This window comes from Streptococcus sp. HMSC072D03 (assembly GCF_001812855.1).
Classification (GTDB): Bacteria; Bacillota; Bacilli; order Lactobacillales; family Streptococcaceae; genus Streptococcus; species Streptococcus salivarius_D.
This window is the reverse complement of record NZ_KV810628.1, coordinates 1-17,213: the sequence shown is the minus strand read 5'-3', so window position 1 is coordinate 17,213 and position 17,213 is coordinate 1. Positions and strand designations below refer to the sequence as shown.

The window sequence follows — 17,213 nt, the reverse complement described above, 5'->3', positions numbered from 1 at the left end:
CGAGATTGAAAAAGAGACAGATTTGTCCATGATAGGACATCCTGAAGATCTTGCATATATTATTTTTACAAGTGGAAGTACTGGAAAGCCAAAAGGAGTTCAAATTAATCATGAAAGTGTTGTTAATTTGTTTCTTTGGATGGAAGATGAATTACGACTAAAAGACTTTGGAAAAGTATTAGCAGTAAATCCCTTAAACTTTGACCTATCGGTATTTGATATTTTTGGAACTTTGCACTTAGGAGGGACGATTCGATTATTATCTACAGAAGATAGGTTGAATATCTTTAAGATTATTGAGATTATACAAACTGAACAAATTAGCTTATGGAACTCTGCTCCAGCTTATCTGAAAATGGTTACCGATGAAATGATGTTGTCTGATAAAATTTATAATTCTTTAAAACACATTTTATTAAGTGGAGACTGGATTCCTACTGAAATGATTTCTACAGTCAAAACACTTTTTCCTAATTCAAATTTTATCGCCTTAGGAGGAGCTACTGAAGCAACTGTATGGTCTAATTTTTTTAATGCTAAAGATTATATGGAGGGGATGTCCACTGTACCATACGGAAAACCAATATGGAATTCCAAATATTACATATTAAACAGCGACTTGACTCCATGTGAAATAGATGAAGTGGGTGATCTTTATATTTCTGGGATCTGTTTATCTCCTGGTTATTTAAATGACCCAGATAAAAATAAAGCTAGTTTCTTGGATAATCCGTATGAGAGTAACTTGTTGTACCAAAAACTATACAAGACAGGAGATTTAGCGAAGTATTTACCTGATGGGACAATTATTTTCTGCGGTAGAAAAGATAACCAAGTTGAGATTAATGGTTATCGAGTTGAGTTAGGAGAGATTGATAGTTGCTTTAAAGAATTAGGGCTGAAAGATGTAATTACTCTCTTTAGTGATAAAGAGTTGATAGTGTACACGACTTCCCAATTATCCGATAGCGAGAAGCAGCATTTCAGAGAGAAAAGTAGAGAAAATTTGGCTTCTTATATGGTACCAAATAGAATTATTAGTATTCCTGAATTTCCAATTACTATAAATGGGAAGGTTGACCGCAAAAAGCTAGAAAAAATGAAAGAAGCAAAGGATATACATAAAGAAAGTGCTGAAAAAAGCTCATCATCTTTGATGCTTAAACAACTTCTTTTCAATATCTGTTCAGAAATTGTTGACAGGAACATTACAGAAGCTGAATATGAACTTAATTTAGGTGATTTGGGCTTTAGTTCTTTGCAGTTTGCTTTACTTTCATCAAAATTGAATCAAAGACTAAATCAAAAAGTTAATCCTGCATTATTCTATAAGTATGATTCTATTAAAAAGATAGTATCTTTCTTAGAGGAAGAGAAAAATACTCAAAATAATAAAGATGTGATTTCAGGTGGAGAAAATAGTAGAAAAAGTGATAGTCTTTTCAAATTTAATAATGATGATATTGCAATCATTGGCTTATCAGCTAGAATGCCTGAGGCAGTTGATGAAATAGAGTTTTTCAATAATCTAATTGATGGGAAGGATACAACTCGAGAGATTCCTGATAATAGGTGGAATTGGAAAGAGTTTTACGGTGATGAAGGAACGGGAAATTCTAAAACTAAAGTGAACAAAGCTCATTTCATGAAAGAAATTGATAGTTTTGATAGGCAGATGTTCAAGTTATCTCCGCATGAAGCAAGGATGATGGATCCACGACAACGAATTTTATTAGAAGAAACAGGAAATTTATTACAGAAATCAGGTTATGACTTTGATGAGCTGCGAGGACAAAATATAGGAGTATTCATAGGAGCAACAGGAGATGAATATTACAATTTACTTATTAATCAAAAAAAGGAAATCAGTCCGTATTCAATGATTGGTACTTCTAAGACAATTCTGGCTAATAGAATCAGTTACTTCTTTGATTGGCATGGTCCTAGTGAAGTTATAGATACTGCATGTTCAAGCTCATTAGTAGCTTTACACAATGCTATATTATCATTACAAAATAGGGATTGTAGTAAAGCATTAGTAGCAGGTATTAATGTAATTCTTGATCCATTGCCACATATTGGTTTAGCAGAAACAGGGATGCTTTCACCAGATGGCAGATGTAAAACACTTGATAGCGCAGCCGATGGATATGGACGTGGTGAGGGTGTAGGACTAATTCTACTTGAGACTGTAGGAGAGGCAAATAAAAATTCTGATAATATCTTATGTACTGTTAAGACGAGTGCTGTAAATCATGGAGGGAAAGCAAATTCGTTAACCTCACCAAATATTTCGGCACAATCTGATTTATTGGAAAGATGCTATCAAAGTCCGACTGTTGATTTAAAGCAGTTAAAATATATAGAATTACACGGCACTGGAACTGCCTTGGGGGATCCTATCGAAATTGAGGCATTGAATGAAGCCTTAGGTAGTAAAGTGCAGGTTTCCCAAGTTGGATTAGGAGCTGTTAAGACCAACATAGGACATTTAGAAGCGGCGGCAGGAATTTCTGGTGTAATTAAGTGTGTAATGGCGTATAGGTTTGGTTTATTTCCTGCAAATTTGGGCCCTAACAAATTGAATCCTAATATTGATTTAGATGGTACACCATTCTATCCGGTAAATGAGAATCAGATGTTACCTAAAGGTGAGACTATCTTAATGGGGATTAGTTCGTTTGGATTTGGGGGAACGAATGCACATGTTGTATTAGGAGGAATAGTAAATGAATGATAATACAGGTTACATCATACCATTTTCAGGTAATTCAAAGAAAGAGCTTGAGTACTATTTGAATGAGGTAAAAAGAAGGTTAAGCTCTTATAATATATCTTTGTATAATATTCAAGTGATTCTTGAGGTATTATCACGAAAAAAATCTAAACAATATAGAGTCGCATTCATTGTTGATGACAGCGAGGAGCTATTAAATCTGATTACACTTTATCTTTCTGATCCTGCTGTAGATAATAAAAAAATAGTTACCGGTAATATTCTCCAAGATACTAACTTTATTGGAGATTCAAATGAAATTAAAGAAGTAGATAGCTTAGGCGAGATTGCACAACTATGGTGTTGGGGTTTAAGAAATGATGCTAATATTCAGCTAGATAAACAGGTGGCTTTACATAATAGAAGGATTGATTTAGGAGGTTATTATTATAATAGTGAACATATCCCACGTTCAATGGGAATGGTGTCTCCACTTAATAAAGAAGAATTGATAAACAATCAAATTAGATATGAGAAATTTACATTGACTGGTGAGGAAGATTTCATTCAAGACCATGTTCTTTATGGTAAGAGTATTGCTCCTGCAGCCATGTATATTGAGTTGCTGTTCAAGGTTTTTGAAAATAAGCGTGTTACTATAAGAAATTTAACCTGGAGTAAAGTATTGGACTCGTTCCCGGTTACACTTAAATTAAAGATTACGGAATCTATCAATGAAGTACGAGTTGAATTTTTAGATGGAAATGAATTATTGTATTGTAGCGCAGATGTTGTATTTAATAATACTAAACAAGAATTTAGCTCAAATATAGTAGATAATCAACTGTTCTTATCAAGTATTGAAATAGATAGTTCCAATATTTACACTAGTTTTTCTGATATGAAAATAAATTATGGCTCAACTTTTCAAAAGCTAGAATCGTATTCATCAAATGATGAAGTAGCAAGGGGAAACCTTAATAAAAACAGCTCATACAGAATGTATGATATGACAGTCATAGATGCCGCACTTCAGACAGCACTACTGTTTAATAGGAATGTTGGTAATGAGGTGAACTATCCATTTATCGTTGAAGAAATTGAGTCACAAGGTGCACTAGAAGACGCGGATCATATTATAGTCACTAAAAAGAATAATAAGTTAAATATTGGAATTTATGGAATTAATGGAATTTATTTGCTTGGATTAAACGGGTATATCGGTTTTAGTGGCAAAAAAAAAAAAAATTTGATGACTTTTAATTATCAGATTGGCTCATTTTCCGATAAGGAAGTTGGAAAATTTGTCATTTTGCTATCTGGTAAGAAGATAGCATATCATGTCGGAGAATATGAGGTTAAAATGGAGGAATTCCTTGGTAGACTCTCTAATGAATCTAATGTTTTAATTAATGTTAAAACTGGTGACTATAAACAATCATATTTGAATATACTTGGTTACTTTAAATCATTTCTAGTGAAACATAAAAAAGTTGGATATCTCATTGATTATGATTTAGAAGATGATTTAAGTTTTTCTATAGCAAATGCGATTTATTCTTTTATTAAAAGTGCTGTAGCAGAAAATGGTGGCGGAAGTGTTAGACTTAAAAATCGCTTAATGACCAAAGATAAGACATTATTAAGAAATGTATTTATCAAGAAGGGTGGAATTTACATTGTGACTGGTGGTACAGGAGGAATTGGACAGAAAATTGTAAATTATATTACTGCAATGGGAGGAGTACCGGTTGTTTTAGGTCGTAGTTCTACGTTAGTGGTGAAAGATGACTTTGTTTCCTTACCTATTGATATTACAGAGCGAAATAAGTTAGGTAGTGAATTAAGGAAGTATGGTGTAGATAGATGTCATGGGATTTTCCATTTTGCTGGCTCAATATCAGATAAATTAATTTTAAATAAAGAGGAGAGACTAACAAACGTTATTCTCAGTAAAGTGGACGGTCTTCTAAATTTAATGAACTGTTGCTCAGATTTTGAATTTGTTGTTCTGGCTTCTTCATTAGTTTCAATCGCTGGAAATATTGGGCAGAGTGACTATGCATTTGCAAATGGTTTCCTTAATGGCTTTTCACAAATAAAATCGTTAAAAGAAAACTTTGCTACTTTTAGTTTATTATGGCCATTTTGGAAATATGGAGGTATGAAGATGGATTTAAAAGAGCAAGAAACTATGCAAAATATAACAGGGCTAGAGCCAATTTCTGATGAAGAAGGACTAAAAATACTCTTTGAGGGTAAGAAAGTACTTGGATGTACTGCAGTACTTGGTGGTCATTTAGAGAAAGCATATGATTGGATTAATTCAAAAGGAAAGGTTGTTTTAGATGAATTATAATGATGTTAAAAAAATTATTTATAAAGTATTGAGTAAGGAAACAGAGTTAGCTGAATCTGAAATTAATGAAGAAACTAGCTTTGAGGAATTAGGAATCGAATCAGTGATGATGCTTTCGATTACTAGAAAGTTGGAGGAATATTTTGGCGAACTTCCTAAAACGTTATTTTTTGAATATGATAATCTGAAACAATTAATTCACTATCTATGTGAAAGTAAAAATATAACAGAATTAAAAGATGTTAGCGATACCACTTATGGTAAATCTAAACCGGAAAACTCTTATGATAACAATGACAGCAGGATGCTTTCTCAACCAATTGTGGAAGGGAGTTATTCTAAAACCGAGAACCCTGAGAAAACTGGTGTTATTGATGGATTTATTAAGCAGATCTCAACACATTCAAAAATGCATATTGACCGAAAAGAAGACTCGCCAGTTGATTCTTCAAAAGACTATATAGCGATTATTGGTATGAGCGGTAGGTTTGCTGATGCACGTAATATTGAAGAATTTTATTATAACTTAAGAAACGGTAAAGATTCTGTAAGAGAAATCCCAAAGGAAAGATGGGACTGGTCTGAATGCTTTTCAACAAAAGAAAATTTGAAACCAGGTGAAACATATTCAAGATGGGGTGGTTACATGGATGATATTGATAAATTTGATCCTTTATTTTTCAATATTTCCAATCAAGAAGCCAAAGGTTTAGATCCACAGGAGAGAATTTTTCTTGAGACAGCGGTAGAAACATTAGAGGATTCAGGGTATACTCCAAAATCTTTAGATAAAGAAAAACTAGGGGTTTTTGTTGGTGTAATGTGGGGGCAATATCAACTTTATGGGGCTGATGATGCAGAAACTGGTTCTTCTTATGCCTCAGTCGCTAATAGAGTTTCCTATTTTTTAAATGCACATGGTCCAAGTTTAGCAGTAGACACCATGTGTTCCTCCTCTTTAACATCTTTACATTTAGCTTGTAAAAGTATACTAAATGGTGAATCAAGCATAGCTCTTGCTGGAGGAGTAAATATTACTGTACATCCTAATAAGTATCTTTATTTATCAAAGACAGGATTTGCTTCCACTGATGGAAAGTGTAGAAGCTTTGGTATTGATGGAGATGGTTATGTTCCTGGAGATGGTAGCGGAGCTGTGTTGTTGAAAAAATTAGAACAGGCTAAGAAAGATGGAGACCATATTTATGGGGTTATTTTAGCCAGCGGTCTTAACCATGGTGGGAAGACACGGGGATATACAGTACCTAATTTAGAATCGCAGTATGAGTTGATTAATTCAACCTTGAATGAAGCAAAGGTATCACCTACAGATATATCCTACATGGAGATGCATGGGACTGGAACAAGTTTAGGTGACCCAATTGAAATTAGGAGCATGGGTAAAAATTTTTCTGATGCTTATGATTCAAAGATTCCTATTGGGTCTGTAAAATCCAATATTGGACACTTAGAATCAGCAGCAGGAATAGCAGGATTGATTAAGGTTTTATTACAAATAAGAAATAAGGAACTTTTCCCTTCTCTCCATTCTAGTACGCTTAATCCAAATATTAATTTTGAATCAACTCCATTTTATGTAAATCAAAAGCTTTCTAAATGGGAGGTACAAGAAGGGAGAAAGCGTATTGCCTCAATTAGCGCATTCGGCGCTGGTGGCTCTAATGCTTATATAGTTGTTGAGGAATATAATGAGCAAAGTAGGGAAAATGTGATTGACCAAAAGTTATATTTTCCTCTTTCAGCTACTAGTACTGATCAATTAAAAGAGAGTGCTATAAATATAGCAAATTATCTTTTGAATTTTACAACTCAAGTCAAGGAGAAATTTGATGAGAAATACAATAGGAAGGTTGATTCTTTTTATTCCTTGTGTAAGTATGATAAAAATATTATTGATAATGAAACAACACTTCAAGATTTAGAATTAGACCCAAAAGAAGTTTTACTCTTGCTTGGTTTCTCAACAACTCCTTCTTTTTCTCAAACAACAACGGTTGATGAAATTAAGCAGATCTTAGATAATGAAAGAAGTGCAAAGATTTCTAATGCGATGAACAATAAGTTGATTGATACAGCTTATACACTTGAATATGGTAGAAATCACTATGGATTTAGATGCTTAATTGAATCGTCTACTTACGATGAATTTATTTTTAAACTAAATCATTTGAATGAAAATGAAATTGTAAAAATTCGTCGAAATCAAAAAATTGATGATAATTATATAAAGCAATTAGAGTTAAATGGTAATTTTAAGGTATTGCGTAAACTATGGCTTTCTGGTCTCCCAACAATGCTACAGAACTATTCAAACTATGAAGTCCGTAGAACTAGTCTCCCCACATATCCATTTTTAAAAGATTCTTGTTGGTTTGATAAGGGTATTAAAAGAGGTACTTTAACTCCTGTTAAGTATAACCCTCAATTGGAGAGAAAAGAATTTTTGAGAATTGCCTCAAAAAATTACCATAAAGTAGTATCTAATTCAGAATTGAAGAGTAATAATATCGAAATTATTAAGAGCGATTCAGATTGTTGCTTTGTTAGGTTTAGTACTTCACTAGCTCCATTGGAAATTCTCTCTAAACTCTCATATATTATTAATCAGTTAGATTGGAAGATTAATGACTTTTCTGACGTAGTAATTAATGGAACATTAAGTAATTTTTTGTATTTAGAATGCAATGAAGAAAAGTTGACAAGTTTTTTATTATTTAATGAGAAGATACTAGAACAAAATGCAGTTAATACAGTAGATTTTGTTAAGAACCAAACTTCAGGATATACCTTGAGATCAAGGAAAGTTTTGGGGAAAAGGGTAGGTAAATCAGAACGTTTTAATTTCTCTTGGGAAAAAATAGATTCGAATATTAGATTGGAAAAATCAATAATTTCCTCAATAATTCAACGGTTGTATACTGCACAAAATAATTGTATTGTTTATGATTTTAGTAACCTTGGGAAAAAAGACTATCATGATGATATTGAAAAATACAAGAAAGAACAAGCATTATTAGTTTCATTGCTTCAAACTACCATTAAAGAGAACAAGGGATTTTTTGATACACTAATAATTAAGATTGATAAGAGATATGAAAGCTATTTCTCATTTTTACAAGGAATTGTACGAGCTCTAAATAAAGAGGTTAGTAACTCACAAATTTACATAATAAAAACAATATCAGAAAATAGTGATTTAATGATACCTATTATGAATACAGGAGGGATTTTTAATCTTAATAATAATGAATTGCTAGAAGAAGTCCTAGAGAAGGACAGTACTATTCTTCCACAGATAGGAGATAGTCGAATTTCTTCTGGAACCTTTGTATTAATTGGTGGAAGTGGCGCAGTTGGTCGTCTATTGACAAAATCGTTAAAAGATAATGGTGAACATTCAATTATCTGGTTTGGCAGAAAAGATATTAACAGTGTCAACATTCCCAAAGGTATAGAATATGTTCAATGCGATATTTCTGACTTCGAGAACCTTAAACTTAATTTGCAAAATGTTGTGAGTAAATTTGGTTCAATTACTTCAATATGGAATTTGGCGATGGACTTTGATATTAAAAGGGTATTGAATCTTCAAGAGTCGGATATAATGAATTCTCTTAATATTAGAGTTACTGGTTCACTTAATCTTTTGAAAGCAATTGATGATTTAAATGTAGGTTCTATTTTATTTTTCTCATCAGCAGAGGCTTATATTGGGAATTCCGGATGGGGACTCTATTCAGCTAGCTGTTTAGAGATGAACAAACTTATTTTAGATTATGTAAAATTAAATTCTTTAGGGGCAACTGTGAGTATTATAAATTGGGGATTTTGGAAAAATAAAGATGATTCCGTCAATAATAGTTTAAAGAAGAGAGGAATTTTCCCAATTGATGAATCTATTGGTCTATCAATTATTAACTATGTTTTAAATAATAAAGTAGAAGAACTAACTGTTATGAGGATTTCAAAGGAAGTTAGTGATAGAATTAATGTTCACTCGGACGAATCAGGTTCGACAGGTGGTGAGGAAAATGTTAGTTATATACATCAGAAACTAGTTAAGAATGTCTCTTCAGATGATGTCCTCAAAGTCTTTAGCGATGTACTAGCTATTCCGTTAGAACGGCTTGAAATTGATAGAGATATAGCAAGTTTTGGTGTTGATTCTATAATGTTATCTACACTAACTAAAGAATTTGAGAAAGCTTTTCCCGAATTTGAAGAAAGAATTTTAGTGGAAAATAATACTATTAGAGAGATTTCTCAACAGCTTTCTCCATCCTCTACTAAGGATAATAATCTAGCGATTAAAATGTTAGATAGGATTAGTGAAGATGATAGTATAACTGACTTTTTACTTAATTATCATTTAAATTTCAAAAATAATGAAGGACGAGGAGAAGCTATCGCTAAATTTACTGATTATCTTAATACTGATTTAAAAAGATATAGCGTTATTAAAAAAGAAAAATTTGACATTGAAGTGATTGAACGTGGTGAAGGGGAAGCCTTGCTATTTATTCCTGCGATTGGGCTAACTGCACCAATTTTCATTAATCAATTTTTAAAATTATCAAATAACTATAGAGTTATCTGTATTCATGCTCCAGGATATGGAATTAGTAGTTCTACAAAACAACCTGATAATGATAAGCTTTCTGAATTATATGCAGAAGTCTTAGGTAAGATGGATATTACAAAAGTCAACATAGTTGCTTCTTGTTTCGGATCAATTTTGGGTGCTACACTAGCCTTTAAATATCCTGATTTGGTTAATAAGCTTGTATTGGTTGGTGGCTTTTATGATGGACGAGACATTCAGAAAATGGGGTCAAATAATCGAAATATAATTAATTCTGTTAACAAGGTATCTGAATCAATCGGTAAGGATTTTGATAATCTTGTTAACAAGAATCTACATAAAGATGTAGATCAATTACTATATAATAAAGAATTATTATTAAATGCTGCTTGTTCTAATCCATTATATGCAATTAGATATTTAAATGAGCTTTCTGAATTTTCAACTGAGGAGTATCTTAAAAATATGCAAGTGGCTACGCTTCTTATTTATGGAACAGAAGATACAATTATTTCTAATAAACGTTCTCAAGAAATGGATGAAATGCTTCCTAACTCTCAAGTATTCACTATGCTGAATCAAGGACACTATCCATATTTAACAGCTCCTGAAGAATTTAATACAGTAATAAGTAATTTTTTTAAGGAGGATTAATATGCAGAGTGAGAATAATATTATTATTTTTCCATATGCTGGAGGCGACGCACGGTCTCTCCATAATTTAGGAAAGTTACTAGAAGGTAATGTACATATTATTGAGTATTCCGGGCATGGGAAAAGACTCTCTGAGGTACTATTCACTTCCTATTCTCCTTTTTTTGAGGATATCTGTAGAATGGTTAATAAAACATATGAAAGTTGCGAAAAATTAATACTTATAGGATATAGTTTAGGTGCCTTAGTTGCGTATGATTACTATACAAAATACCCGGAAAGAGTAAGCAAACTTATTCTTTGTTCTCGACAGAGTCCCACGTCTTCTATTAAGGAAAAGAGGAGAGGGATGCTCTCTAATGAAGAATTAAAGAATGAAGTTCTACTTATGGGGGGGACAGATAGCCAACTATTAATGAATAAAGACTTTGAATTCTATTTGGATATCATAAGAAGCGATTTTCAAATTGTTGATTCCTATAAGGTAATAAATTCAGATATAAGATTTATTACATGTCCTCTTCAGATAAATGTAGGGTTAAATGATATAGACTTTACATTACGACAAGCAAATCAATGGATTGAGTTAATGGATGACTCTAAACATTGTCAAATTAATATTTTTAAGAAAGGACATTTCTTTTTTAAAGAAAATCTACATGCTTTTTCAGATTGTATCAATAGGTTTATAAACAATAATTAGAAGGAAGATAAAAATGGAAAAAACAGTTTTTCTTTTTACAGGTCAAGGATCTCAAGAATTTGGGATGGGGAAAGAGCTCATAAAGAATTCATCAAATGTGAGGAATTTATATGAAGAAGCTTCATCTTTGTTACATTTAGATATTGAAGCGATTTCCTTTGGAGAAAGTATTGGTCTACTATCGCAAACAAAGTATGCACAGGTCGCCATAGCAGTTTATGAGTATGCACTTTATAGTGATTTTATCCAAAATCACAATCTTCCGACTTTTTTGGCTGGTCATAGTTTAGGCGAACTAGTTGCACTTACTGCTTCAGGAGCAATAAATTTTAGCGATCTAGTTCTTATTTCTTATGAGAGAGGTAAAGCTATGCAACAAGTAGCAGATAGCACTCCTTCAGGGATGGTTGCTGCAATTGGGACCCCTGATGATTTAGTTAAATTGAGTGAAAACTATTCAAATATTTATGTGGCTAACTACAACTCGAATAATCAAGTGGTTTTTTCTGGAACAGAAGGAGAGCTTGAAAAATTTGAAAATGATATTGAAAGAAGTGGGGGAATAGCCATTAAATTAAAGGTTAGTGGGGGATTTCATTCACCACTAATGCGAAGTGCAGCTGAACAATATAAAACGGTAATTGATTCGTTTTCTTTTGATATTCCTTATATTCCCGTATACTCAAATGTAACAGGAGCTTTATATCCAAATAATGTAAACTACCTGAGAGATTTAATGGTAAAACAAATAACTAACCCTGTTGAATGGGTAGAAATTGTAAATTCATTTATATCCAATAATGTAAAAGAAATCATTGAATTTGGTCCTAAAAAAACACTTTTAAATTTCGTTCCTGACTCAAAAGAATATACGAAAAAATTTATTGGAGCTGAAGGTAACAACTAAAAATGAAAAACCTCACATTAAAAATTGCAAGAATAGTTGATTTTTCTGATGCTGATTTTGTACTTATGAAAAAGTATGTCTCTGAAGAACGTAAAAAGCGTATTGAAAGGTTCTATTTTGAGGAAGATAAGCAAATGGGGATTCTTTCGGAGGTAATGGTTCGAAGTGCTTGCCATTTTCAAGGCTTATTAAAAAAAGAAAGTAGTGGCATGCCATATGTAAAGCATAAAAACGGGTCCAAAAGTTTTTGCAGTATTTCTCATTCTGATGGGATAGTCTTCATAGCTTATAGTGATGACTATGCTATAGGTGTTGATATTCAATCAACTCTTCCTAGTGTTATTCTCACAGAGGAGTTTTTCACAAAGAAAGAAATTAGAATGGTTATAAACTGTGAAGTATCTAGTCATGCATTATGGGCTATGAAAGAATCTGTCTCAAAATTGTTTGGTTTGGGATTGAAATTAGATTTTAAAGAGATTCATTTTGAGAGAAAATCTAATAATACCTATCTAACTACTATTAATAATAAAAAGATTTATACTTTATGTAAAAAATTCTTGAATGGTAATTTAGAATATTATTTGTCGGTTTCGTTTTTTAATGAAATGCATATTTTGCCGATTAAAAAGGTTAAGTGCTTATCTGAATTATTGTGATATTAAATCGTATGAAGGTAGTGTAAAATAAGTTGTGTAAACACAAAAAGGAATAAATCCGTTATAGTAGAGTTGCGAAACATTACTAGAAAGAGATTTATTCCTATGACTCAGTTTACCACAGAACTACTTAACTTCCTAGCCCAAAAGCAGGATATTGATGAATTTTTCCGTACTTCTCTTGAAACAGCTATGAATGATCTACTTCAAGCAGAATTGTCAGCCTTTTTAGGGTATGAGCCTTACGAAAAAGTAGGCTATAATTCTGGTAATAGTCGTAACGGAAGCTATGCACGGAAATTTGAAACCAAATATGGGACTGTTCAGTTAACTATTCCAAGAGATCGTAATGGGAACTTTAGTCCAGCTTTGCTTCCCGCTTATGGACGTCGAGATGACCACTTGGAAGAGATGGTTATCAAACTCTATCAAACCGGCGTAACGACTCGAGAAATTAGTGACATCATCGAGCGAATGTATGGTCATCACTATAGTCCTGCCACAATTTCTAATATCTCAAAAGCAACTCAGGAGAATGTCGCTGCTTTTCATGAGCGAAGCTTAGAAGCCAATTACTCTGTTTTATTTCTTGATGGAACCTATCTTCCATTAAGAGACGTGGAACCGTTAGTAAAGAATGTATTCATATCGCACTTGGCATTACACCAGAAGGACAGAAGGCTGTTCTTGGATATGAAATCGCCCCAAATGAAAACAATGCTTCTTGGTCCACCCTGTTAGACAAGCTTCAAAACCAAGGAATCCAACAGGTTTCTCTTGTAGTGACCGATGGTTTCAAGGGGCTTGAGCAGATGATCAGTCAGGCTTACACATTAGCTAAACAACAACGTTGCTTAATTCATATTAGTCGAAATCTAGCTAGTAAAGTGAAACGAGCAGATAGAGCGGTTATTCTGGAGCAATTTAAAACGATTTATCGTGCTGAAAATTTAGAAATGGCAGTGCAAGCTTTAGAGAACTTTATCGCCGAATGGAAACCAAAGTATAGGAAAGTCTGGGAAATACGGATAATCTTTTAACTTTTTATCAGTTTCCCTACCAGATTTGGCACAGCATTTATTCGACAAACCTCATTGAGTCTCTTAACAAAGAAATCAAACGTCAAACGAAAAAGAAGGTTCTTTTTCCTAACGAGGAGGCTCTGGAACGTTATTTAGTTACTTTGTTTGAAGATTATAATTTCAAGCAAAGTCAACGTATCCACAAAGGGTTTGGCCAATGTGCTGACACACTTGAAAGCTTATTTGATTAACATTCTTCAACTCTATTTAGGTGTTTACGCATAATTATTGACAGTATCCTTTTTTTCGCTTATAACTAAAAGCTTAGAAAAAACTCTAGCTAGATAGTTACAGTTACAATTTGAGAAAAGTATTACCAATTAAAACAACTATTCGGAAAACAGTTATTTGTTGAATACACATGTTAGCTATGATAAACTACTACTAACAAGAAAATTGTTAGATTTGAGGCTGATATGAAACAAGAAACACTAATGAAAAATATAAACGGGTTGCTTGAGATTATGCCTTGGTATGTTAAGGAATATTATCAAGCAAAGCTCGTAATTCCATATAGCTATAAGACACTGTATGAGTACTTAAAGGAATATAGACGATTTTTTGAATGGTTGATTAGAGATCATGAGAAATTGGGTAAAACCGCACGATACGCAGATTATGATACGATTGCCGATGTTCATATTGATGAGCTGGCCCATTTACCAAAGTCTATTATCGAAGCTTATTTTGTCTATCTTCGTGAAAATACTGAGCGTCGTTCAATCTCTGAAGTCAGCATTGTTCGGACTAAGGATGCTCTCTCAAGTTTGTTTAAGTATCTTACTCAAGAAACTGAGGATGACGAGGGTGAGCCTTATTTTTACCGAAATGTCATGGTTAAGGTCAAAATCAAGAAACCTAAAGATACCTTGGCTAGTCGTGCTGATAACATGAAAGAAAAACTCTTTTTAAATGATACACAGGCTTTCTTGGACTATATCGATAATGAACATGAAAAGAAAATCTCAAAACGTGCCCAGGTATCGTTTGTCAAAAATAAAGAGCGTGATCTTGCTGTTATAGCACTTCTACTCTCAACTGGAGTCCGTTTATCTGAATTGGTGAACCTGGATATGCAAGATGTAAATCTGGCCACAAGAACAATTACAGTTATTCGAAAAGGTGGGAAAAAGGACGTTGTAAATATAGCTCCATTTGGGATCCCTTATATCGAGCGTTATTTAGAAATTAGGAAGGGACGCTACGCAGCAAGTGATTCAGATAAAGCATTCTTCTTAACGACTCAGAATAAAGTACCTGCAAGGCTTGGCACACGTTCTGTCGAGCTCTTGGTGAAGAAGTTATCTACCGCCTATGGTAAGCCTACTACTCCTCACAAACTGCGACACACACTTGCGACACGTCTTTATGAGCAAACAAAAGACAGCCTCCTAGTCTCTCAACAATTGGGACACAGGGGGACTGCAATGGTAGAGGTATATGCACACGTAGCTGCAGAGACAACTAAGGAAGCATTAAGTGACTTGTAGTTTATTATCACTTCTGTTTTAGATATACACGATACATAGTACAATGGATATATATGTATCGTATTAAGGTTCCATAATTACAGTTGGTTTTAGTTAATCTAGTTAAAAAGCAACAACCACATCATATAGGCTGTTGCTTTTTTTAGTGTATATGATTTTCCAAAAGCTGAATTTGAAGAATATTGTCGAATTGAACTAATCTATATCCTTCACTAGTCTTTATTGATATTTCCTTACGAGACAGCTCTCTCACTTCGCCGAATAAAGTAATTTTTCTATCACGATGTTTGATAGTGAACTGCCCTTTAAGTTGGTTGACATAGAGTTGAGAAAGTAATAAGAGTTTCTGAGGCTTACTTAGGTCTGTTGAGAAGTCAACACGATTTTTAGCAGCATGTAATGACGAGGTATGCTCGGATAGAAAGAACCCCATCCACTTTTGCATCCCTGGATCCTGGTATTCTCTTGCTGCTTGAAATGGTAAATAGGAACGATCAATCATTTTAGACCATCCAATCCACCAGCAGAATGTCCTCCGATGAGCCTACTTCTGGCAACACTCCTCGATGCACTATCAAGTGCATTAGCTTTTAACAGAGAAGTAAAACCAAATTGGTCTCTGATAGAATCTATTGCTGTCTGGAGCCTTTCTTCTTTTTCAATTTGTTCGACATCATCGAACAGTGAGATTAAACCAAAAGATTCATCTACAAAACCGGAATAATTAACCGCTACACTTCGGATTGCTCCTGAAGTGTATTTATTATGGAATAGTTTCAACACATAGTTTGTCAGCATGTCAGTGTTATTCGTTGGTTCTATTTTCATTTGAGTATTGATAGAACGTTTGTTTTCATGCTTAGAGTAGCCAAGGTGTATAGAAACAACAGTCGCTTTTTTACCTATCTTTCTCAGTCGGATAGCAACTTGCTCGGCCATCTCTCTAAGGACAATCTCAATATCACGTTGTCTAAAATAGTCTCTAGGGAGAACCTGTGAGTTGCCTAGACCTTTTGATTTGGGTTTGTAGGGCTTATGAACGTTACTTTCATCAATACCATTAGCATGAAACCATAAACGAAGGCCAGCTACTCCTAGTTCTTTCTTTAAGGTATCTGGGTTAGCATTTGCCAAGTCTTTGATTGAAAGGATGCCTAACGTGTTCAAGTGTTTTTCCATTCTTTTACCGATACCCCAGAAATCTGTCATCTTAGGAATAGACCATACCTTATTCTCCACATCCTCATAGGACCAGTTAGCTCTCATGGTTGGAGTTTTCTTTGCTTCATTATCAAGCGCTAATTTAGCTAGTAATGGGTTAGCATTGGACATACCAACGGTTGAATAGATGCCAGTTTGTCTCCAGATGTCCCTTTGAATTCTTGCTGAAATAAGGTCGAGTTTTTGCTTTCGTGACAACTGCTTATCTGGAACGAAGTAATTAAGAGAACTAGACAGGTCAATAAAACCTTCATCTATAGAATAAGGGTAAATATCGTTAGGGCTACCATAGTTTTGAAAAATGCCTTGGATTTCTATATTAACTGCGATATACTCGTCCATTCTGGGAGGAACGATGAAAGTCACTTTTGCCCAGTCTTCAATGAATCGCACGTATTCTGGATCTGTTCTCAGTCCTTGTTTCTTGGCATTGTAGTACGAGAACTTTCTTGTTTGAATATCAAAAGGGAGGTCGTATGCTCTTCCTACGTTTGATTTCCCAAACACTTTCTTAAATATCGGTGAAGAAGCTAGGATAAGACCTGCAGAGTTATCAGCTCTACTCATAACACATAGAGAAGTCTTTAGAGGATGTAGCCCTCTTTCAACACATTCTACGCTAGCATAGAAAGACTTCATATCAATAAAGGCAATATCACTGCGAGGTTCCCTAGTGTAATCAAAATATCCCATGTGTTACCTCTTTTTGTTAGTATATAAACTAACAAAAGTATAGACTATTTTGGTGAGGTTTTCAAGAGTTACAGTGTTGCCAATAGTCTTTGAGAGCTTGAATTGTCAAATTAAGTGCATACTTTC

Annotated in this window: 9 protein-coding genes and 1 pseudogene; 8 read left to right on the top strand and 2 right to left on the bottom strand. The window is 33.7% G+C overall.

Annotated elements, in window-relative coordinates; genetic code table 11:
* The 8 genes and pseudogenes from HMPREF2877_RS02225 to xerS all read left to right on the top strand — a co-directional run.
* On the top strand, window positions 1–2,737 hold a 2,737-nt coding region (locus HMPREF2877_RS02225), incomplete at its 5' end, for a beta-ketoacyl synthase N-terminal-like domain-containing protein (RefSeq protein WP_141751034.1).
* The gene (locus HMPREF2877_RS10810; protein ID WP_070578485.1) at window positions 2,730–5,075 is read left to right on the top strand and encodes a KR domain-containing protein; all 2,346 of its coding nucleotides are present in this window, start codon (window positions 2,730–2,732) and stop codon (window positions 5,073–5,075) included. The genes HMPREF2877_RS02225 and HMPREF2877_RS10810, both read left to right, overlap by 8 nt.
* A complete protein-coding gene (locus HMPREF2877_RS02215; RefSeq protein ID WP_070578482.1) occupies window positions 5,065–10,332 on the top strand; it encodes an alpha/beta fold hydrolase in 5,268 nt (1,755 codons plus the stop codon). Before HMPREF2877_RS10810 ends, HMPREF2877_RS02215 begins: the two co-directional genes overlap by 11 nt.
* 1 nt (window position 10,333) lies before the next feature.
* Entirely contained in the window at window positions 10,334–11,035 is a 702-nt protein-coding gene (locus HMPREF2877_RS02210; protein WP_002892333.1) for a thioesterase II family protein, read from the top strand.
* A gap of 13 nt (window positions 11,036–11,048) precedes the next feature.
* Window positions 11,049–11,942 carry an ACP S-malonyltransferase gene (locus HMPREF2877_RS02205; RefSeq protein WP_002892335.1) on the top strand — a complete coding sequence of 298 codons (894 nt, stop codon included), beginning with the start codon at window positions 11,049–11,051 and terminating at the stop codon, window positions 11,940–11,942.
* Between the two features lie 2 nt (window positions 11,943–11,944).
* Window positions 11,945–12,601 (top strand): 4'-phosphopantetheinyl transferase family protein, encoded by a 657-nt coding sequence (locus tag HMPREF2877_RS02200; RefSeq protein WP_070578479.1) that lies wholly within the window; start codon window positions 11,945–11,947, stop codon window positions 12,599–12,601.
* A 105-nt stretch (window positions 12,602–12,706) separates the two neighbouring features.
* Window positions 12,707–13,874, top strand: a pseudogene (locus HMPREF2877_RS10535) (IS256 family transposase).
* A gap of 225 nt (window positions 13,875–14,099) precedes the next feature.
* A complete protein-coding gene (gene xerS / locus HMPREF2877_RS02185; protein ID WP_070578477.1) occupies window positions 14,100–15,173 on the top strand; it encodes a tyrosine recombinase XerS in 1,074 nt (357 codons plus the stop codon).
* Between the two features lie 142 nt (window positions 15,174–15,315).
* On the opposite strand, the gene HMPREF2877_RS02180 is transcribed toward xerS, so the two are convergent.
* Both HMPREF2877_RS02180 and HMPREF2877_RS02175 read right to left on the bottom strand, forming a co-directional pair.
* The gene (locus tag HMPREF2877_RS02180; RefSeq protein ID WP_070578474.1) at window positions 15,316–15,675 is read right to left on the bottom strand and encodes a hypothetical protein; all 360 of its coding nucleotides are present in this window, start codon (window positions 15,673–15,675) and stop codon (window positions 15,316–15,318) included.
* Window positions 15,672–17,087 (bottom strand): Y-family DNA polymerase, encoded by a 1,416-nt coding sequence (locus HMPREF2877_RS02175; RefSeq protein WP_070578471.1) that lies wholly within the window; start codon window positions 17,085–17,087, stop codon window positions 15,672–15,674. The genes HMPREF2877_RS02180 and HMPREF2877_RS02175 overlap by 4 nt, the downstream gene beginning before the upstream one ends.
* Window positions 17,088–17,213 lie beyond the last annotated feature (126 nt).